This is a genomic window from Romboutsia sp. 1001713B170131_170501_G6 (assembly GCF_015668195.1).
Taxonomy (GTDB): domain Bacteria; phylum Bacillota; class Clostridia; order Peptostreptococcales; family Peptostreptococcaceae; genus Romboutsia_C.
Window position 1 is genome coordinate 30,431 of record NZ_JADPFC010000006.1, and the last position, 21,627, is coordinate 52,057.

At 29.7% G+C, this 21,627-nt stretch carries 20 protein-coding genes and 1 riboswitch; of the genes, 2 read left to right on the top strand and 18 right to left on the bottom strand.

Going from position 1 to position 21,627, the window contains the following annotated elements; genetic code table 11:
* Positions 1-109 precede the first annotated feature (109 nt).
* From purD to purE, 7 genes are read right to left on the bottom strand one after another with little or no spacing between them, the layout of a single operon-like run.
* Entirely contained in the window at positions 110-1,381 is a 1,272-nt protein-coding gene (gene purD / locus I4U89_RS12375; RefSeq protein WP_195940659.1) for a phosphoribosylamine--glycine ligase, read from the bottom strand.
* Positions 1,382-1,391: 10 nt separating this feature from the next.
* Positions 1,392-2,924, bottom strand: coding sequence for a bifunctional phosphoribosylaminoimidazolecarboxamide formyltransferase/IMP cyclohydrolase (gene purH / locus I4U89_RS12380; protein WP_195940660.1), 1,533 nt, complete (start codon positions 2,922-2,924; stop codon positions 1,392-1,394).
* Positions 2,917-3,510 (bottom strand): phosphoribosylglycinamide formyltransferase, encoded by a 594-nt coding sequence (gene purN / locus I4U89_RS12385; RefSeq protein ID WP_195940661.1) that lies wholly within the window; start codon positions 3,508-3,510, stop codon positions 2,917-2,919. The genes purH and purN overlap by 8 nt, the downstream gene beginning before the upstream one ends.
* Positions 3,504-4,574 carry a phosphoribosylformylglycinamidine cyclo-ligase gene (gene purM, locus I4U89_RS12390; protein ID WP_195940662.1) on the bottom strand — a complete coding sequence of 357 codons (1,071 nt, stop codon included), beginning with the start codon at positions 4,572-4,574 and terminating at the stop codon, positions 3,504-3,506. The genes purN and purM overlap by 7 nt, the downstream gene beginning before the upstream one ends.
* Positions 4,561-5,934: an amidophosphoribosyltransferase gene (gene purF / locus I4U89_RS12395; RefSeq protein ID WP_195940663.1), complete on the bottom strand. Its 1,374-nt coding sequence runs from the start codon at positions 5,932-5,934 to the stop codon at positions 4,561-4,563. Before purF ends, purM begins: the two co-directional genes overlap by 14 nt.
* An 11-nt stretch (positions 5,935-5,945) precedes the next feature.
* A complete protein-coding gene (gene purC / locus I4U89_RS12400; RefSeq protein ID WP_195940664.1) occupies positions 5,946-6,641 on the bottom strand; it encodes a phosphoribosylaminoimidazolesuccinocarboxamide synthase in 696 nt (231 codons plus the stop codon).
* A gap of 2 nt (positions 6,642-6,643) precedes the next feature.
* Complete coding sequence (gene purE, locus I4U89_RS12405) at positions 6,644-7,123, bottom strand: 5-(carboxyamino)imidazole ribonucleotide mutase (protein ID WP_195940665.1); 480 nt, start codon at positions 7,121-7,123, stop codon at positions 6,644-6,646.
* A 354-nt stretch (positions 7,124-7,477) separates the two neighbouring features.
* Here purE and I4U89_RS12410 point away from each other — a divergent pair, with 354 nt between their 5' ends.
* Positions 7,478-8,131 carry a biliverdin-producing heme oxygenase gene (locus tag I4U89_RS12410; protein WP_243279214.1) on the top strand — a complete coding sequence of 218 codons (654 nt, stop codon included), beginning with the start codon at positions 7,478-7,480 and terminating at the stop codon, positions 8,129-8,131.
* A 55-nt stretch (positions 8,132-8,186) separates the two neighbouring features.
* Here I4U89_RS12410 and I4U89_RS12415 read toward each other — a convergent pair whose 3' ends face one another.
* On the bottom strand, positions 8,187-8,531 hold the full coding sequence (locus I4U89_RS12415) for a hypothetical protein (protein ID WP_195940666.1): 345 nt from the start codon (positions 8,529-8,531) through the stop codon (positions 8,187-8,189).
* A gap of 201 nt (positions 8,532-8,732) precedes the next feature.
* On the bottom strand, positions 8,733-10,061 hold the full coding sequence (locus I4U89_RS12420; RefSeq protein ID WP_243279215.1) for an NCS2 family permease: 1,329 nt from the start codon (positions 10,059-10,061) through the stop codon (positions 8,733-8,735).
* 334 nt (positions 10,062-10,395) lie between these two features.
* On the opposite strand from I4U89_RS12420, the gene I4U89_RS12425 reads away from it, so the two are divergent.
* Entirely contained in the window at positions 10,396-11,262 is an 867-nt protein-coding gene (locus I4U89_RS12425) for a potassium channel family protein (protein WP_195940668.1), read from the top strand.
* A 26-nt stretch (positions 11,263-11,288) separates the two neighbouring features.
* Here I4U89_RS12425 and I4U89_RS12430 read toward each other — a convergent pair whose 3' ends face one another.
* From I4U89_RS12430 to groL, 9 genes are all read right to left on the bottom strand, one after another.
* Positions 11,289-12,311 (bottom strand): BMP family lipoprotein, encoded by a 1,023-nt coding sequence (locus tag I4U89_RS12430; protein ID WP_195940669.1) that lies wholly within the window; start codon positions 12,309-12,311, stop codon positions 11,289-11,291.
* A 79-nt stretch (positions 12,312-12,390) separates the two neighbouring features.
* A complete protein-coding gene (locus I4U89_RS12435; protein WP_195940670.1) occupies positions 12,391-13,728 on the bottom strand; it encodes an NCS2 family permease in 1,338 nt (445 codons plus the stop codon).
* Positions 13,729-13,888: 160 nt separating this feature from the next.
* The gene (guaA, locus tag I4U89_RS12440) at positions 13,889-15,421 is read right to left on the bottom strand and encodes a glutamine-hydrolyzing GMP synthase (protein ID WP_166506084.1); all 1,533 of its coding nucleotides are present in this window, start codon (positions 15,419-15,421) and stop codon (positions 13,889-13,891) included.
* A 1-nt stretch (position 15,422) separates the two neighbouring features.
* Positions 15,423-16,886 carry an IMP dehydrogenase gene (gene guaB / locus I4U89_RS12445; protein WP_195940671.1) on the bottom strand — a complete coding sequence of 488 codons (1,464 nt, stop codon included), beginning with the start codon at positions 16,884-16,886 and terminating at the stop codon, positions 15,423-15,425.
* A gap of 213 nt (positions 16,887-17,099) precedes the next feature.
* Positions 17,100-17,201, bottom strand: a riboswitch (purine riboswitch).
* A 47-nt stretch (positions 17,202-17,248) separates the two neighbouring features.
* Positions 17,249-17,668, bottom strand: coding sequence for a nickel insertion protein (larC, locus tag I4U89_RS15875; RefSeq protein WP_207744184.1), 420 nt, complete (start codon positions 17,666-17,668; stop codon positions 17,249-17,251).
* A gap of 29 nt (positions 17,669-17,697) precedes the next feature.
* Positions 17,698-18,432 (bottom strand): nickel pincer cofactor biosynthesis protein LarC, encoded by a 735-nt coding sequence (gene larC, locus I4U89_RS15880; RefSeq protein WP_195940672.1) that lies wholly within the window; start codon positions 18,430-18,432, stop codon positions 17,698-17,700.
* 30 nt (positions 18,433-18,462) lie between these two features.
* On the bottom strand, positions 18,463-19,206 hold the full coding sequence (larB, locus tag I4U89_RS12460) for a nickel pincer cofactor biosynthesis protein LarB (RefSeq protein ID WP_195940673.1): 744 nt from the start codon (positions 19,204-19,206) through the stop codon (positions 18,463-18,465).
* A 150-nt stretch (positions 19,207-19,356) separates the two neighbouring features.
* Entirely contained in the window at positions 19,357-19,872 is a 516-nt protein-coding gene (locus tag I4U89_RS12465; RefSeq protein ID WP_195940674.1) for a GNAT family N-acetyltransferase, read from the bottom strand.
* Positions 19,873-19,995: 123 nt separating this feature from the next.
* Positions 19,996-21,621 (bottom strand): chaperonin GroEL, encoded by a 1,626-nt coding sequence (gene groL, locus I4U89_RS12470; protein WP_195940675.1) that lies wholly within the window; start codon positions 21,619-21,621, stop codon positions 19,996-19,998.
* Positions 21,622-21,627: the final 6 nt, after the last annotated feature.

The following is a 21,627-nucleotide window of genomic DNA, read 5'->3' on the forward strand; positions in this document are numbered from 1 at the left end:
ATAACCTGTTAACGAATTACTTTTTTAATTAAATTTAGCAATTTCTAGTATGCCATACTTAATACATATAACATACTAGAAAAAATTCTATTACAAGTTTAAAATATATTTAAATTAATTCTTCGCACAATGTTATTCCTATATCTGTTCTATAGTGCATTCCTTCAAAATTTATTCTTTTAATATTTTCATAAACTTTTTTTGCTGCCTCTTCTACAGTAGGTGCACTAGAAGTTATACCTAGTACTCTACCACCATTAGTTACTAGTTTTCCATCTATGAGCTTAGTCCCACTATGAAACACTACTATGTCATCATCTAATTTATTAAGACCTTCTATGACTTTTCCTTTTTCATAGTTATCTGGATATCCTCCAGATGTAAGCATCACACAAACAGACTCTTCTTTTTTATAGACTATATCTATTTCATTTAACTTATTGTCTAGTATTGCTTCAATTATATTATTTAAATCTGTTTCTAGTCTAAATAATACTGATTGAGTTTCTGGATCTCCAAATCTTACATTATATTCAAGGACTTTAGCACCTTCTTCAGTTATCATAAGACCAATAAATAATATACCTTTATAATCTAATCTATCCTTTTTAAACCCTTCTAAAGTTTTTAACAATATTTCCTTTTCTATTTCCTTAGCTAATTTATCTGTATATATTTCACTTGGAGAAAAAGTTCCCATTCCACCAGTATTAGGGCCTTCTTCATTGTTGTATACTTTTTTGTGATCTTTTGCACTTACCATAGGAATTATAGTGTTATTATCTACAAAAGCTAATATTGATGTTTCTATACCTTTTAAAAACTCTTCTACAACTATTTTATTTCCAGCTTCTCCAAACTTTTTATGACTCATCATTTCATGTAAAGCTTGTATTGCTTCTTCTCTATTTTGTGGTATAACAACACCTTTACCAGCCGCTAATCCATCTGCTTTTATTACTACTGGATATCCAAAAGTGTCTATCTCATTTTTAGCGTCTTCTATATTTGTATACTCTCTATACTTTGCAGTAGGTATATTATATCTTATCATAAAGTCTTTAGAAAAAGCCTTACTTCCTTCGAGTCTAGCGCATTCTTTGTTAGGTCCAAATATTCTAAGTCCACACTTTTCAAATTCATCTACAATTCCTTTTACAAGCGGTACTTCTGGTCCTACCATTGTTAAATCTATCTTATTTTCTTTAGCAAATGCTAAAAGTTTATCTATATCACTATCGTTTATATCTATACACTTTGCTACTTCTGAAATCCCGGCATTCCCTGGAGCACAGTATATTTTTTCTATATTTTTTTCTTTACTTAGTTTCCAAGCTATAGCGTGTTCTCTACCGCCACCACCTACAATTAATACCTTCATAGTTTCCCCCCTAGTGTTTAAAATGTCTTATTCCTGTAAACACCATAGTCATTTGATTTTTATTACAAGCATCTATAGATTCTTGGTCTTTCATAGAACCACCTGGCTGAACTATTGCATCTATTCCATATTCGTGTGCTAGTTCTACACAATCGCTAAACGGGAAGAATGCATCTGATGCAAGTATTGCTCCCCTAAAGTCTTTATCTTTATTATTTTCTAGAGCATTTTTTAATGCCCATATTCTTGAAGTTTGGCCACATCCTAGAGCTAAAGTTTGACCATCTTTAACTATAGCTATTGCATTTGACTTCATATTTTTTACTACTTTCATACCAAATTCCATATCTTTTAATTGACTTTCACTTGGTCTGGCTTCTGTCATCACTTGACACTTTTGAGCTAAAGTATTGTTTCTATCTTGTATTAATAATTTTCCATCAAGATATTTCATATCATATGGTTGTAAACTCTTTTCTATTTTAGCTAACTTTAAAACTCTAAGGTTTTTCTTTTGTTTTAATATATCTAGAGCTTCTTTCGTGTAATCATATGCTACTACTATTTCTAAGAATATGTCATTCATCATCTTTGCAGTTTTTGCATCAACAGTTGAAGTTATTCCTACTATTCCACCAAATATAGATACTTTGTCAGCCTCATAACATTTTTTGTAAGCCTCTAAACTATCTTTTCCTACTCCTACTCCACATGGATTAGTATGTTTAATAGCTACACTAACAACATCTTTGCTATCTTTAAACTCTCTCATTACCTCCAAACATCCATGTAAATCATTTATATTGTTAAATGAAAGCTCTTTTCCATTTAATTGTTCATAATTTAATATTGAGTTTTTAGCATTTGGTTGAGTATATAAAATACCATTTTGATGTGGATTTTCGCCATACCTTAAAGCTTCTTCTTTTTGGAATGTTAAATTTAATATTTCAGGATAAGTATCTCCTACTTGCTCTGCAAAGTAAGTTGATATAAGTGCATCATATCTAGCTGTTGTAGAAAAAGCCTTATACGCTAATCTTTTTCTATCTTCTAAACTTAAATCATTATTTTTTAATTTTTCTATTATCATGTCATAATCATTTACATCTACTAATATAGTTACATCTTTATAATTTTTAGCTGCTGAACGTATCATAGATGGCCCACCAATATCTATATTTTCTATCATCTGTTCATGGCTTTTACCTGCTTTTAGAGTTCCTTCAAAATCATATAGATTAACTACTACTAAATCTATTGAGCCTATATTATATTCATTTATTGTATCAACATGAGATTTTTCATCTCTTTTATAAAGTATTCCTCCATGTATATATGGATTTAGTGTTTTAACTCTTCCATCTAACATTTCAGGAAACTTTGTTACATCCTCAATAGTTATAGCTTTTACTCCATTTTCTATTAGTGTTTTAAATGTATTACCTGTAGATATAACTTCATACCCTAGATTATTTAGCTCTCTAGCAAATTCTACTACTCTACTTTTATCTGTCACACTTATTAATGCTTTTTTACTCATTTATAAACACTCTCCTACCCACAATACTTAATTTATTTTCACAGAACAATCTTATACTTTCATTTAATATTTCATGTTCAACTTCTAATACTTTTTTTGCTAATGTTTTTACATCATCAATTTGCTTAACTTCAACTATTTTCTGCATTATTATTGGTCCATTATCTGCAACTTCATTTACAAAATGAACTGTTGCTCCTGTAAATTTAACCCCATAATCTATAACTGCTTGATGTACTTTTTCTCCATAATAACCTTCCCCACAAAATGAAGGTATTAATGATGGGTGTATATTTATAATCTTATTTTTAAATTCTGATACGAACTTAGGACTTATTATCTTTAAGTATCCTGCTAAAACTACTAAATCAACTTCATGCGCTTTTAGTATTTCTATAATCTTGTCTTCATTAGTTTCATATATTGCATCTATATTGTTATGCTTTGCTCTTTGTAGAGCATAGGCATTTTCTTTGTTTGATACTACAACACTAACGTTGCCTTTTATGTTTCCCAACTTAGTTTCATCAATAATTGATTGTAGGTTAGTTCCTCCACCAGATACTAAAACTCCAATATTTAGCATAAATTTACTCCTTCATGCGTATCTACAACCTTTCCAATTATATATGCTTTATCTTTCATTAAGCCCTTGTATTTTTCATCTATATTTATTTCTTGCTCTCTAGTATTTATATAATTTACAACTTCTTCTGCTCTTTCTCTATCTACAACTAATACTAATCCAATTCCCATGTTAAAACTCTTATGAAGTTCTCTTTCTTCTATAGAATTAAATTCTTCTATCATTTTGAATATAGGTGGTTTTTCCCATGAACTTTTATTGATATCTATACCTAAACCTTTAGGTATAACTCTAGGTATGTTCTCTATAACTCCTCCACCTGTTATATGAGCTATAGACTTTATTTCAAATTTATTTATTAAATCTAAAACCAATCCTACATATATTTTAGTAGGAGTTAAAAGTGATTCTCCTAAAGTCATCCCTATTTCTTCTATATACTGTTCTAATTTATAATTATATGTATCTAAGAAAATCTTTCTTATAAAAGAATATCCATTACTATGAACTCCACTTGATGATATTCCTATAAGCACATCTCCATTTTTAACATTTTGACCAGATACTATTTTTTCTTTGTCAGCTATTCCAACTGAGAATCCTGCTAAGTCATATTCATCATCAGAATACATACCTGGCATTTCAGCAGTTTCTCCACCTATAAGTGCTGCTCCTGCCATTTTACATCCTTCTGCTATTCCAGAAACTATTTGTTCTACTTGCTCTGCAACTAGCTTTCCAGTAGCTATATAATCTAAGAAAAATAATGGTTTTGCACCTTGGCATATTAAATCATTAACACACATGGCAACTAAATCTATTCCAACGGTATCATGTTTATCTAACATTTGAGCTAATTTTAACTTCGTCCCAACTCCATCTGTAGATGATAGTAATACTGGTTCTTTCATAGTCGTAAAATCTTTTAAACTATATAATCCACTAAAGTTTCCTAAATCTCCTATTACATTGCTGTCATAGGTAGATTTTATCTTTCCTTTTATAAGGTCTACTGCTCTATTTCCCTCATCTATATCTACCCCAGATTGCTTATATGTTAGCATGGCATAATTCCTCCCTATCGATTTTCTTAACTGGATAATCTCCATCAAAACAAGCTTTACAGAATGTAGATTTTTGTTCAGTAGCTTCTAACATTCCTTCTATTTCTAAGAATTCTAATGAATCACACCCTATATATTCTTTAATTCCTTCTATATCATGTTGTGATGCTATTAACTTTGAACGATTTGGTGTATCTATTCCATAGTAGCAAGAATACTTAACTGGAGGTGATGTTATTCTAAGGTGAATTTCACTAGCTCCTGCATCCTTTAGAGATTTTACTATTGCTCTTGAAGTTGTTCCTCTGACTATCGAATCATCTACAAGTATTACTGACTTTCCTTTAACTACACTCGCCAAAGGATTAAGCTTTATCTTTACCCCAATTTCTCTTTCTTCTTGAGTAGGTTTTATAAATGTTCTTCCTACATATCTATTTTTGACTAATCCTTCACTCACAGGTAGTCCACTAGCATTTGAATATCCTATTGCCCCTGCCCACCCTGAATCTGGAACTGGTACAACTATATCAGCTTTAACGCTATCATCCTTAGCTAAAATTTCTCCACATTTAATTCTGAAATCATATACGTTTACATTATCTATAGTTGCATCATTTCTAGCAAAATATATATGTTCAAATATGCAACTTCTTTTCACTGTTTTATAATTTTCAGAATAAAAATAAGACTTCATTTTTCCATTTTTTATAACTATTATTTCTCCTGGCTCTACGTCCCTTATAACTTCTCCACCTATTATATCTATTGCACAATCCTCAGATGCAAATATAAATTTTTCATCTTTCTTACCTAATATTAATGGTCTAAATCCATGAGGATCTCTAACTGCTACAAGTTCATCTTCACCCATTATTACTAGTGAGTATGCCCCTTTTATATAATCCATTGTTATTTTTAAACTATCTACTATATCACCTTTATAATATCTAGCAAGTATATATAAAATTACCTCTGTATCAGAATTAGCTTGAAACATATATCCATCTTCTTCTAACATATCTCGTAAATAGTTTGCATTTACCAAATTACCATTATGAGCTAAAGCTAATTTTCTCTTTCTACAACTCCCAACTAATGGCTGACAATTAGCCATATAACTTCCACCAGCAGTTGAATATCTTACATGTCCTATTCCCATATTTCCTTTTAACTCTGTTAAATCTTTTTCCTTGAATACATCTGATACTAATCCCATATCTTTTTTGTAGTTTATTTTTTCATTATCAACTACTGCTATACCACAGCTCTCTTGACCTCTATGTTGCATAGAGTACAAAGAATAATATAATTCTTTAGATATATCTTTATTTGAATATATACCTACTATTCCGCACATATTATATCCCCCTAATTACTCATTCTTGCAAGGACTTCTTCATATCCTTGTACAAGGTCTCCCAAATCTCTTCTAAATCTATCTTTATCCAATTTTTCATTAGTATCTACATCCCAAAGTCTACATGTATCAGGAGATATTTCATCGGCTAAAATTATATTTCCTTCACTATCTTTACCAAACTCTAACTTAAAATCTACCAGCTTTAAATTCATTTTTAAGAAAAAATCTTTCATAACTTCATTAATCTTTAGAGTTTCTTTTCTTATAAAATCTATTTCTTCTCTAGTTGCTAATTTCATAGCTACTGCATGATCATCGTTTAGCATTGGGTCCCCATATTCATCATTTTTGTAGCATAACTCAAAAATTGGCTCTTCTAAAACTATCCCTTCTTCTATTCCAAATCTCTTACAAAATGATCCTGCTGTTATATTTCTTACTATAACTTCTAGTGGTAAAATTTCTACTTTATTAACTAACATTTCTCTTTCTGATAAGTTTTTTATGAAGTGTGTTTTGATTTGTTCTTTGTGTAACATTTCAAATATTATTGTTGATATTTTATTATTTAATATCCCTTTTGATGATATTTCAGCTTTCTTCTCCCCATTAAATGCAGTTGCATCATCCTTGTAATGAACTATGTACTCATTTTCATTTTCTGTAGAATATATTTGTTTAGCTTTTCCCTCGTATAATAACATAATTAATTCCCCCTTAAATTTTTATCATCTTCTAATACTTTAGCTTCCATTTCTTCTCTATATAATTTTAAATCTTCTTTTAATTTTGGATATTTTATACTCATTATTTGAAGTGCCATTAAAGCTGCATTGAGCCCTAGGTCTATAGTCACAGTTGCTACTGGTATTCCCTTAGGCATTTGAACTATTGATAAAAGTGAATCTAAACCATCCATAGTAGATGATTTTATTGGTAAACCTATTACAGGTATTAATGTATGAGATGCTATTACCCCTGGTAGATGTGCTGCCTTTCCTGCTGCTGCTATTATTACGTCTGTATTGTCTTCTATTTCTTCTAAGAAACTCATAAGTTGCTTTGGCGTTCTGTGTGCCGATAAAGCTCTAACTACTACTTCTACATCATACTTTTCTAATAAATTTATTCCTTCTTCTAATTTAGGATAATCTGATTTGGAACCCATAACTACTGCTACTTTCATTTTAAATTCCCTCCGTTTTTTTATTATAAATACGATATATTTAATCCGCACTATAATTCGAACTTTATATTTAAATTTTATATTAATATTCACATATAATCAAGTATTTATTTTGTTTTTTGTTGATTAAATTCGATATTTAATTATCATTTACATAATTTAATTATATATTGTTCGATAAATGTATAATTAAATTATGTTTTATATGAAATTATCTTTCATTAGGCCCTCTACTTTATTTATCTAACGACTTAGTTGATTTTTAAACATTTTTCGGTCTATATTGTAAAAATTTTTATAATTTTGGTTTAGCTTATTACTTATTAGGTATAAATTTAGTAGATAATTAAAATTATGAAGAAAGAAGATGATTTTATGGATATGAATTTCCTAAAAACAATTCAAAGTGACACAAAAAAATTACATGATATGGCAGAGAATACAGGGTTCATAAAAAGATTAGTAGATGGTAATGCTACTATTGAAACATATGGTGAGTATATCTACAACCTTTACTTTGTATATAAAGCTATAGAAGATAATTTAAGAAAACATGAAGATAATGAAGTTTTAAAAGAGTTTATAACTCCCGAAGTTTTTAGAGCTGAGTCTTTACTAAAAGATTCTAAGTTCTTATTAGGAGATAAATTTAACTCAATGGAAATTTGTGATTCAACTAAGGTCTTTGTTAATAGATTAAATGAGTTATCTAAAATAAATCCTAATTTATTAGTTGCTCATGCATATACTAGATATTTAGCAGATTTATTTGGTGGCAGAACAATATTTGAAATAGTTAAATCTAAGTACAATATTAGTGATGATGGACTTAACTATTATGTCTTTGATAAAATACCAGATTTAAAAGCCTTTGTAATGATGTATCATCAAAAGCTTAATTTAATAAATTTAGATAACGAAGATAAAAAAGATTTTTTAAATGAAATTTCTTTATCTTATATTTTTAATATAAGTTTATCTAATGAGTTAGAGTATTTAAGATTCTAATATAAATAGTTAATAAAAAATAGCTACTTTTAAAAATGTAAAAGTAGCTATTTTTTTATCTATTTTTGTTCTTATAACTAGGAAGAAAACTAAATGTTTTCCATATAATAGTAAACATATAAATCAAACATGAAAATAGTAAAATTGTAATTAACATCTCTGGTAGCTTATAATATTTATCTATAGTGAATATAGTCCCTTCTATTATTAGTAAAAATCCTATAGTGTAATTAAGTCTTATGTAGTATTTTTTATATTCCTCATTATCTTTCATTTTTTCTATACAACTAAACGTAAGATTAGAGGATGGTATAACCCCATTCTTTCTTACTTTATTTGTTGAATATATAGTATATATCCCCATGACTATTAAAAATATATTTACTATTATTCCAAACATAGTAAATGCACCCTCCTTTATATATTACCTTCTTCTCATAGATGTTTCTATCTTTAGTTTAACATTTATTTGTATTTCTAACTATACTTTAGCTAATTTGTAATAAATTATAATTTATGTACTCTACAGATTTAATCATTAATTTAATTCATAATTTTCTTAGCATGAAAAAAGCCACTCACTGAGTGGCTTTTTGTTATTTTATAAGAATATAAACTTACATATAAATAATATTGATAATATTATTAGTGATAAATTTATTTCATTTGTTCTTTTCGTCGCTATCTTTAAAACTACAAATGATATTATACCAAATATTATTCCATCAGCTATACTATATGCAAGTGGCATCATAGCAAATGTTAAGAATGCTGGTATAGCATTTGTAAAATCTGAGAAGTCTATCTTAGTTAATGAACTTGCCATCATAACTCCAACTAGTATAAGTACTGGAGCTGTAGCTTGAGTTGGTATAGCTGTAAATACTGGAGCAAAGAATAATGCTAGTAGGAATAATATTCCTGTAGTTATTGCTGTTAATCCAGTTCTTCCACCTTCACCTATACCTGCCGCACTTTCTACATAAGCTGTTACTGTAGATGTTCCAAGTAATGCTCCTACTGTAGTAGCTATTGCATCTGCAAATAATGCTTGTTTAGCTTTTGGTAACTTACCATTTTCATCTAACATATCACCCTTTGAAGCAACCCCTACTAAACATCCTACTGTATCAAATAAATCAACAAATAAGAATGTAAATACAACTACTATCATATCAAAGCTAAATATTTGTTCCATTGGAACTGAGAAAGCTTGCATAAATACTGGCTTTAATGATGGTGCAGCTGATACTACACCTTCTGGAGGAGGAACTAATCCACCTACCATTCCTACAATAGATATAGTAAGCATTGCTACTAAAAATGCTCCTTTTACATTTCTAGCTATTAGTATTGCTGTTAATAATAATCCGAATATAGTTAGTAAAACTAAAGGATCCTTTAAATCTCCTAGTGCAAGTATTGTAGCTCCGTTTACTACTATTCCTGCATTTGATAATCCTATAAATGCTATAAATAATCCGATTCCAGCTGTTACTGCATGTTTTAAGGCAGTTGGTATACAATCTATTATCTTCTCTCTTACATTAGTTATTGTAAGTAATATAAATATAATTCCTTCTATTAATACTGCACAAAGAGCAAACTGCCAACTATACCCCATACTTAAAACTACTGTATAAGCAAAGAATGCATTAAGCCCCATACCTGGTGCTAAACCTATTGGATAATTTGCCAGTAATCCCATAGCACAACTTCCTATAAATGCTGCTATTGCTGTTGCAGCAAATACTGCACCTTTATCCATCCCTGCATCTGCAAGTATATTTGAATTTACTACTAAAATATATGCCATAGTCATGAATGTCGTTATTCCTGCTATAACCTCAGTCTTTACGTTTGTATTATGCTCTGATAGTTTAAATACTTTTTCTAGAACACCCTTATTCATTGTTTGAGTTGACTGCATTTTTACCTCCATTTTCGAATTTATAATTAAATATTATTTAAATAATTCGTCTTTAACTTAACTTTACATTATTGATTATATTATAAGGTACATTTCTTTTCAATAGTTTTTTTGAACTTTTTATTACTATTTTAAAATTAAGTTCGTAATTTATTTAAATTTAATTAGATTTTAATACTATTTTGCTCCTAATGTTCTTCTTTTTGACTTATTTTTGCCTTATTTATAATTTTTTCACGTATAAGTGTTATTTTGACATTATGTGTTTTATAATTTAAAATTATTATTAATATAGTTCGATTTCAAATCACATATATAAGTCGGGGGTTTTATTTTGTTAGTAATTACAAGAAAAAAACGAATTATCTATAATTTTACTATGGTAATGCTTTCATTACTGATTGCTAGTATTTTAATTATTCAATTAACTATACATATTAGCTTCAAAACATCATTACTTTTATCAAATGTAGCATACTTTATATGGATAGTTTTTGTTATAGATTATGTAACTAGATTTATTATTAGTAATAATAAAAAGTTTTTTATAAAAAATAACGTGATAGATTTAGTATCAATAATACCTTTTCATACGATATATGTATATATATCAAACTTAAGTAATTTCCATATTGGAAAATATGTAATCTTATTAAAATTAGTTATGGCTCTAAGAATATTAGCCATAATAAAAAGAAGTAATAGTAATTTTTATCGTTTAATAAGAACTAATAACTTTAGTTATACTCTTTTTATAGCTGTTATAATAATACTCCTAAGCTCTATTTCTATGAGCTATTTGGAACATTGGGATATTGGAGATTCTCTTTGGTGGAGTATAGTTACTGTTACAACAGTAGGATATGGATATATATGTCCTAAAACTTTTTCCGGTAGAATAGTAGCATCGATTCTTATGATATTTGGTATAGGATTTATAGGTTCACTTACTTCTACGCTATCTACATATTTTATAAAAAAGGAAAATATAAGACATCACCATAAAAAACATAAAAAACATCATTCTCTACTTCAAGATAGCCTAAAAGATGTAGTTATTGGTGCTAGATTTAGTAAAGATGAATATAAAGATATGGTTATACTAGATATAGTAAATAGATTGGAAAACTTCGATGATTTAAGCGAAGATGATATAAATACTATGTGTAATGTACTTTCTTCTTTAAAGAAAAAAAGCTAGAGCATAATTTTGCTCTAGCTTTTGATTTATCCTTGAGTTTTCTCATATTCTGCTGTAGTTGTAGGTACTTTTATTTCTCCATTTTTAACTTTTTCTTTCATTTCGTTAACATAGTTTAATACATCTTGTGGGATTAATCCATCTTTTTTCTCTACTATACCAACTCCACCTTGCTTAAGTCCGTATACTTTTTCTTCTCCACCTTTTAACTTACCTTCTACTAATTCTTTAACTGTATCATATACACCTACATTAACTTTCTTTAATGCTGATGTTAATACATTTTTTGGTGCTAAATTACTTTGATCTCTATCTACTCCTATAGCATACTTATCTTTCTCTTTAGCTGCTTCTATAGCACCTAATCCAGTAGCTCCTGCTGCTGATAATATTATATCTGTGTTATTTCCGTACATTTGATTTGCTATTGATTTACCTTTAGCCGCATCTCCAAATGTACCTGCATATTGTACACTTATATTTGCGTTTGGATTTGCAGTTTTTACTCCGTACTTAAATCCATTTTCAAATCTTGATATTATTGGATTTTCCATACCACCTAAGAATCCTACATTATTAGTTTTAGTCATCTTACCTGCTACAAGACCTGCTAAGAATGTTGCTTCATTTTCTTTAAATAGTATTGGTGTTACATTTTTTGGAATATCTTCATAAGTTTCATCAATTATTGCAAATTGTTGATCTGGATAGCTTTCAGCTTCTTTCTTAATATCATCCTTCATAGTGTTTCCTACACCTATAACTAAGTCTACACCTTCATCTATAACACTTTCTATGTTTTGTATGTATTCTGATGCTTGTTTAGATTCTATAACTTTTACTTTTATACCTAATTCCTTTTCAGCTTGTTTAAGACCTTCATATGCTGATTGGTTGAATGATTCGTCATTTATTCCTCCAACATCTGCCACCATACCTACTTTTATAGTTTCTTTTTCACCTTTAGCAGAATCTGAACCACATCCAACTAAACTTAATGATGCTACTATTATAGCTGTACTTAATGCTGTTATTTTTTTAAATTTCATATTTTTTCCTCCTGATGTATTTTTTCATATATGTCTATATTGCTTAGTATATCTAATTTATATTCTTAATTTATTGATTTTATAGTAGTGCAAATTTTAATATAAATACTATTGATAATACTATTAAAGATGTTTTTGCTTCACCTTTTCTTCCTGATAATAATTTTAATACTGTATAAGATACTATCCCAAACATTATTCCGTCTGCAACGCTATATGATAAAGGCATTACTATAAATGTTATAAAGGCTGGTATTGCATCTGTTAAATCATCAAAGTTTATTCTAATTATAGAACTTGCCATCATAAACCCAACTAGTATAAGTACTGGAGCTGTAGCTTGAGCTGGTATTGATGTAAATAAAGGTGCGAAGAATAATGATATAAAAAATAGTATTGCTGTAACAATTGCAGTTAATCCAGTTCTACCACCTACAGCTATTCCAGCACCACTTTCTACTGTAGTGGCAAGTGTAGATGTTCCTAGCACTGAAGATATAGTAGTTGAAACTGATTCAGCTAATAATGCTTTTTTTACTCCTGGCATATTTCCATTTTCATCTATTAGATTAGCTCTATCAGCTATACCTAATAAAAATCCTATAGAGTCAAACATATTAACAAATAAAAGAGTTAATACTATTACTAACATATCTAAGCTAAAAATATCAGCTTTTCCTACTTCAAATACTTTCATAAATACTGGTTGTATAGATGGTGGTACATCTATAACTCCTTGCGGCATTGGTACTATTGCAAATAACATACCTATTGCTGATGTTATTATTATAGATATTAAAAATGCTCCATTTACTTTTCTTATTAATAGTGTTGCAGCAATTATCAAACCAACTATAGCAAGTATAACTGTCGGAGACTTAACATTTCCAAGGGATATAATAGCTCCACCTTGTCGTATTATTCCTGCATTAACAAATCCTATAAACGTTATAAATAAACCTATTCCAGCTGTTATAGCATGTTTTAAAACATCTGGCATACACTCTATGATTTTCTCTCTAATATTAGTTACTGTTAATAAAACAAATATGATACCTTCTATAAACATTGCACATAGAGCAAATTGCCAACTATATCCCATACCTAAAACTACTGTATAAGTAAAGAATGCATTTATACCCATACTTGGCGCTAATATTATTGGGTAATTAGCAAGTAATCCCATTATTAAGCATCCTATTGCCGATGCTATTGCCGTGGCTGTAAAAACAGCTCCCTTGTCCATACCCGCTTGTCCTAGTATTGTAGGATTTACAACTAATATATATGCAATTGTCATAAATGTAGTAATCCCTGCTAATACTTCTGTTTTAACATTTGAATTATTTTCGCTAAGCTTAAATATTTTTTCTAAAACATTAACTTTTCCTTGGTTATTCTTTACCGTATTTTTCATTTATACGCCTCCTATAATTAACATTTCAGAATTTTTTCAATTTTTATATTATATTTTATTTTATAATGTAATATTTTGTCGATGGTTTTATAAAAATAAAAGGCTTATAGCCTTTTATTTTTATAATGTAAAGTGTATATGAAGTAATTATATTATAATCTTATTCCCATTCTATAGTTCCTGGAGGCTTAGAAGTTATATCATAAACAACTCTATTTGCTCCATCAACTTCATTTACTATTCTATTTGATATTTTCTCTAAAACATCATATGGCATTTTGTACCAGTCAGAAGTCATCCCGTCAGAAGATGTAACAGCTCTTAAACCTACTAAGTAAGCATAAGTTCTTTCATCTCCCATAACTCCAACAGTTTTAACATCTGGTAAAGTAGCGAATGCTTGCCATATTTCTTTATATAATCCAGCTTTTTTTAATTCATCCATGTATATAGCATCAGCTTCTCTTAAGATATCGCATCTTTCTTTAGTAACTTCTCCTATAACTCTTATACCAAGACCTGGTCCTGGGAATGGATGTCTGAATATTAAAGCTTCATCTATTCCAAGTTCTAAACCTATTTTTCTAACTTCATCTTTAAATAATTCTCTTAATGGTTCTACTATTTGGAATTCTATATCTTCAGGTATTCCACCTACATTGTGGTGAGATTTTATAGTAGCAGCTTCTCCATGTCCACTTTCTACTACGTCTGGATATATAGTTCCTTGAACTAAGAAGTCCATTTTTCCTAACTTTGAAGATTCTTCTTCAAATACTCTTATGAATTCTTCACCTATTATTTTTCTCTTAGCTTCTGGTTCAGTTATTCCTTTTAATTTTCCTAAGAATCTATCTTCACAGTTAACTCTTATTAGATTCATATCAAACTTATCTCTGAATATTCTTTCTACATCATCGCCTTCATTTTTTCTAAGTAAACCATGATCAACGAATACACAAGTTAAGTTATCTCCTATAGCTCTATGAACAAGTACTGCAGCAACTGATGAGTCAACTCCACCGCTTAATGCACATAAAACTTTTTTATCTCCGATTGTTTCTTTTAATTCTTTTATTTTATCTGCTATGAAAGAATCTGTTGTCCAATCTCCACTTACCTTACATACATTGTATAAGAAGTTTTTAAGAACTATATCTCCTTCTAAACAATGTTCAACTTCTGGATGGAATTGTACTCCATATAAGTTCAGTTCAGCATTTTCCATAGCTGCTACTGGACAATCAGCAGTGTAAGCTATTGATTTGAAACCTTCTGGTAAAACATCTATTAAGTCTGTATGACTCATCCATACTGTACTTGTAGTTATACCTTCAAATATAGCTGATTTTTCATAAGTTATTGATGTTTTTCCATACTCTTTTTCACTAGTATTTCCTTTTCTTACATTACCACCTAATATGTGAGCCATTACTTGTATACCGTAACAGATTCCAAGTATTGGTACACCTATTTCAAATATTTCCTTAGCTATCTTAGGAGAATCTTCTAAATATGCACTATTAGGTCCTCCTGTAAATATTATACCCTTTGGATTTTTTTCTTTTATTTTCTCTATAGGAGTCGTATATGGTATTATTTCACAATATACGTTATTTTCTCTTACTCTTCTTGCTATTAATTGATTGTATTGACCTCCGAAGTCAACAACAAGTACTAATTCATGCTTCATATTATATCTCCCCTTGCATACTATAGTTTGGCGCTTCTTTGCTTATTGTTATATCGTGTGGATGACTTTCTTTTAAAGATGCTGCTGTTATCTTAACAAATTGAGCATTATCTGTTAAATCTTTTAATGTAGGTGCTCCACAGTATCCCATACCTGCTCTTATTCCACCTATCATTTGGAATATTATATCTTCTGCTTTTCCTTTGTAAGGAACCATTCCTTCAACACCTTCTGGAACTAATTTCTTAGCATCATTTTGGAAATATCTATCCTTTGATCCTCTTTCCATTGCCCCTATAGATCCCATTCCTCTATAAGTTTTGTATGATCTACCTCTATAAAGAACTGTTTCTCCTGGACTTTCTTCAGTTCCAGCAAACATTGATCCCATCATACATACTGCTGCTCCACCTGCTAATGCTTTAACTATATCTCCTGAGAATTTAATTCCTCCATCTGCTATTACAGGCACTCCATATTTTTTACCAACTTCTGCACAATCTATTACAGCTGTTAATTGTGGTACCCCTATACCTGCTACTACTCTTGTAGTACATATTGATCCTGGTCCTATACCAACCTTTATACAGTCTGCTCCAGCTTTTATTAAATCTTCTGTTGCTTCTGGTGTTGCTACATTTCCTGCTATAACTTGAAGCTGTGGATGAGCATTTTTTACTTTTTTAACTGCATCCATAACCCCTTTTGAATGTCCATGTGCACTATCTAATACTATAACGTCTACATTAGCCTTAACTAATGCATCTACTCTATCTAATAAATCTGCACTTATTCCGACAGCTGCACCACATAAAAGTCTTCCATGAGCATCCTTAGCAGAGTTTGGGTATTGTATTTTCTTTTCTATATCTTTTATAGTTATTAATCCTTTTAAACGACCTTCTTCGTCTACTATAGGTAATTTTTCTATTTTATGCTTTTTAAGTATTTGTTGGGCTTCAACTAAGTCTATTCCTTCCTTAGCTGTTACTAAGTTTTCTTTAGTCATAGCCTCTTCTATACTCTTAGTCATATCATCTTCAAATTTTATATCTCTGTTAGTTATTATTCCTATTAGCTTATTATTTTCATCTACTATAGGTACCCCAGATATCTTATATCTAGCCATTATATCATCTGCATCTTGTATACAATGGTCTTTTGATAAGTAGAAAGGATCTACTATTACACCACTTTCACTTCTCTTTACTTTATCAACCTCTAATGCTTGTTCTTCTATTGACATATTTTTGTGTATTATTCCTATTCCACCTTGTCTAGCCATAGATATAGCCATTTTAGATTCAGTAACAGTATCCATTCCTGCACTCATTAAAGGAATATTTAATTTTATTTCTTTAGTTAAATAAGTCTCTAATTTAACATCTTTAGGTAATACCTCAGATTTTTGAGGAACTAATAAAACATCATCAAAAGTTAAGCCTTCTTTTAGTATAGTTGCCATGGTAGTTCTCCTCCCTTTATTTTTTATATATACGAATTTTATTTCCATTATTTCAATTATTTATTCGTGTTATAAATGTATACAAAAAAACCTGTATAATAACTTCGTCTTATTCTCATAAAAGTGAAATTACTATACAGGCTTCCAAAATATCTATTCTAGCCAACCTATAAGGATTTTAATCAGCCTACAAGTTTACTTTATACGATATTCTGTGATAATAATTTCACTCATAGTCAAGATATTTACGGTATCTCGGTAGAAACTCTCAGACCATATTTCTGAGTATATACGAGTGATGGTATGTATTCATTTATAAATAATTTCTTTAGGTTAAATCCTAATTTATCAAAATTTATTATTTATGTCAATATCTTTATATTAAATTCTTTATATATAATATTGTTTATTTCTAGAAGAATTTTTGTAAACGATATCCCATGATTATCTGCTATTTTTATGCAGTCTTCGTACTCAGGTGTTACTTTTATTAAATTCCCTTTGTAGTACCCAAGCTTTACAGATACTTTTCCATAAATAGTTTTAATTTTGCGAAATTCTCTTTTTAATATCACTCTATCATACTTAGAATATCTCACTCCAAAAGTAGATGTTTCTTTTAGTAAATGTTCGGTTATTTTTTCTAAATCATCTTCTTTGCATATAACCGATAATTTTACTGCTGGTCTATTCTTTTTCATATATATACTCTCAGTATATATATCTAGAGCTCCTTCTTGTAATATTTTATTGTATAGGTGCGAATATATCTCTGATGACATGTCGTCAATATTAGTAGTTATTTCATATACTATTTCCTGTTTTTTTTTATACCTAGAATACTTCTTAGCATATTTGGTACTTCAAACTTCTTATATCCTATTCCATACCCTACTTTATCCACTTCAAACTCTATATCATCTACAAACTCATTACATAATGCCTTTATTATACCTGCTCCTGTTGGAGTTGTGCATTCACCCTTCACATTATTTAACTTAACTGGTACACCTTTTAATATTTCTAATGTTGCTGGTGCTGGTACTGGCATAAGTCCATGGTCACATTTTACAAATCCTGACCCAAGAGGAACAGTACTTGCATATATATTATCTATGCAAAGTAAATCTATTAAAATACATGAGCCTACTATATCAACTATAGAATCTATTGCTCCCACTTCATGAAAATGTATTTTATCTATAGTCGTTCCATGTACTTTAGCCTCTGCTTCACCTATTACAAGAAATACGTTCTTAGCCATTTCTTTTACATTATCGCTTAAGTAACTAGAATCTATGATTTCAAATATATCTACTAAATGCCTATGTGAATTATTTTCTTTAGTTATCACATCTACATTTGTTCCAAGTATTCCACTTTCATTTTTAGGTGTAATCTTAACCTCAAATTCTTCTTTTATATTTAGCTTATTAATTTCTTCTAAGAATATTTCTTTAGGCACCCCTAAATCTAACAAACTTGATATGGTCATATCTCCAGAAATACCATTAACCAAGTCTAAATAAAGTATTCTTTCTTCCATAATACAACTCCTTGACGTTAATTGATGTTTTTAATCCAATTTATTTATCATAGATGCCAAGTATCCTGCACCAAATCCATTGTCTATATTTACTACTGATATTCCCGATGCACAACTATTTAACATAGTTAAAAGAGCTGATAAGCCATTAAAGTTGGCACCGTACCCAACTGAAGTTGGAACTGCTATAACTGGTACATCTACAAGTCCTCCTACTACACTAGGTAAAGCACCTTCCATACCAGCAACTACTACTATTACCCTTGCACTTTGTAACTCTTCTGTCCTATATAGTAGTCTATGTATTCCTGCTACACCTACATCATATATTCTCCCAACATCATTACCTAAGAACTTAGCAGTATGATATACTTCATCTGCTACGGGTATATCAGAAGTTCCACCTGTAACAACTAATATTTTTCCTTTTCCCTTATTTTCTATAGGATGATTTTTTATCTTTAAGATTTTGCATGTTTTATCATATTCACAATTATCATATATAGATTTGATTTTCTCATACGTTTCTAATCTACATCTAGTACCTAATATGTTAGATCCTTTTTCATACATCTTTTCTATAATACCTATTATTTGCTCATCACTTTTGCCTTCACAGTAGATGACTTCTGGGTATCCATTTCTTATTTGTCTGTGATGATCTATATTAGCATACCCTAAATCTTCATAGGGTAGCTTTTTTAACTTATCTAACGCTTCTTCTATATTTATATTATCATTTTTAAAATCACTTAATAACTCCCTTAAGTCCATAGCTTACCCCTTTCAAATAGTTTTATACTTTAAATTATATCCTCATATATATTTTTTTTCCATATTATACTTGCTAAACGAAGTATTTAAGTTTTAATACTATGTGATATATATAAACTTATTGTTATATTAAAATCAGGACTAAAATTATTATCTTAGTCCTGACTTTTGTATATACTCTATTATTAACTTTATAGACTTATGATTTAGAACCATTACCTTTTCACCCTTAGTATCATATTCTCCATTAAAATTAAATCCTATTTTCTTATACATTTCTAATGCCTTTTCATTATCCTCATATATACTTAAATAAATTTCTTCACATCCATACTCTTCATAGATTCTTTTTATAAGTAACTTTAAACTCAAACTTCCATATCCCTTACCTTGGTATCTTTCATCAATTAAAAACCTATCAAACCATACCTGTTCATTTCCATTTGCAAAGTGTTTGTCAAAAGTATCATCTAAAAAACCATACATAGCAAAACCTATAAGAATATCTTCATCATATATTCCTACTGGTCTCCATACAGAAAATTCATCAGATTCATCTAAACACTCTTTTACGGTTTCTATAAATCCTTCTTGAGATTTTGATACCTTAAGATTTAATACTTCACTATAATTTTGATCACTTACCCCTTTTATCATTAACTTCATTTTAACACCCTTAAACATATATGTTTTTTATTTAAATTTTATCTCTATACTTCAAAATTAGTTTCTTATTTCAAAAATAAAAGGAGTAACATTCGTCACTCCTTTATTGTAACTAGTTTTTAATTACATCATTCCTGGCATTCCAGCTCCCATTCCTGGCATTGGACTATCACTTTCTGGAAGGTCTGCAACAGCAGCCTCAGTAGTTAAAAATACTCCAGCTATAGAAGAAGCATTTTGTAATGCACTTCTAGTAACCTTAGTTGGGTCAACTATACCAGTTTCTATCATATTTACGTATCTTTCATTTAAAGCATCAAATCCAATTTCAGCTTCTTCATTTATTACTTTTTGTATTATTACAGCACCTTCAAGACCTGCATTTATAGCTATTTGTCTTAATGGCTCTTCTAATGATTTTCTTATTATCTTAGCACCTAATTGTACTTCGCCTTCTAGTGTCTCTATTAACTTATCTACAACTGGTATAACACTTACTAATGCAGTACCACCACCAGCAACTATACCTTCTTCTACAGCCGCTCTTGTAGCATTAAGTGCATCTTCTATTCTTAATTTTCTTTCTTTCATTTCAACTTCTGTAGCAGCCCCAACCTTTATTACAGCTACTCCACCAGCAAGTTTAGCTAATCTTTCCATTAACTTTTCTGTATCAAATTCAGAAGTAGTTTCTTCTACTTGATGTTTTATTTGATTAACTCTGTTTTCTATAGCTACCTTATCACCAAATCCATCTACTATTGTAGTACTTTCTTTAGTAACTTTTACAGAACCCGCTCTACCTAACATAGTTAAGTCAGCTTCTTTTAAGTCATATCCTAATTCTTCAGATATAACAGTTCCTCCTGTAAGTATAGCTATATCTTCAAGCATTGCTTTTCTTCTATCTCCAAATCCTGGAGCTTTAACAGCAACAACTTCAAATGTTCCTCTTAATTTATTAACTACTAGTGTAGATAATGCTTCTCCATCTACATCTTCAGCTATTATTAATAACTTCTTACCTTGTTGAACTATTTGCTCAAGAACTGGTAATATGTCTTGTATATTAGATATTTTTCTATCTGTTATTAATATATATGGGTCATTTAATACAGCTTCCATCTTATCTACATCTGTTACCATGTAAGCAGATACAAATCCTCTATCAAATTGCATACCTTCAACAGCATCTAGTTCAGTATGCATAGTTTTAGATTCTTCAACTGTTATAACTCCATCTTTTCCTACTATCTCCATAGCTTCTGCTATTAACTTACCAACTTCTTCATCTCCAGCAGATATAGAAGCAACTTGAGATATAGATTCTTTAGTTTCTATAGTTCTTGATTGTTTCTTTAATTCTTCAACTGCTACTTCAACAGCTTTTTGTATACCTTTTCTTAGTAATACTGGGTTAGCTCCAGCAGTTACGTTCTTTAATCCTTCTCTTATTATAGCTTGAGCAAGTACCGTTGCAGTTGTAGTACCATCTCCAGCTACATCATTAGTCTTAGTAGCAACTTCTTTAACAAGTTGCGCTCCCATATTTTCAAATCTATCTTCTAATTCTATTTCCTTAGCTATTGTAACACCATCATTAGTTATAAGAGGTGCGCCAAATTTCTTATCTAATATAACATTTCTTCCTTTAGGTCCTAATGTAACCTTAACTGTATCTGCTAATTTATTAACACCATTTTCTAAAGCTTTTCTTGAATCTTGTGCAAATTTTATTTCTTTAGCCATTTCTAT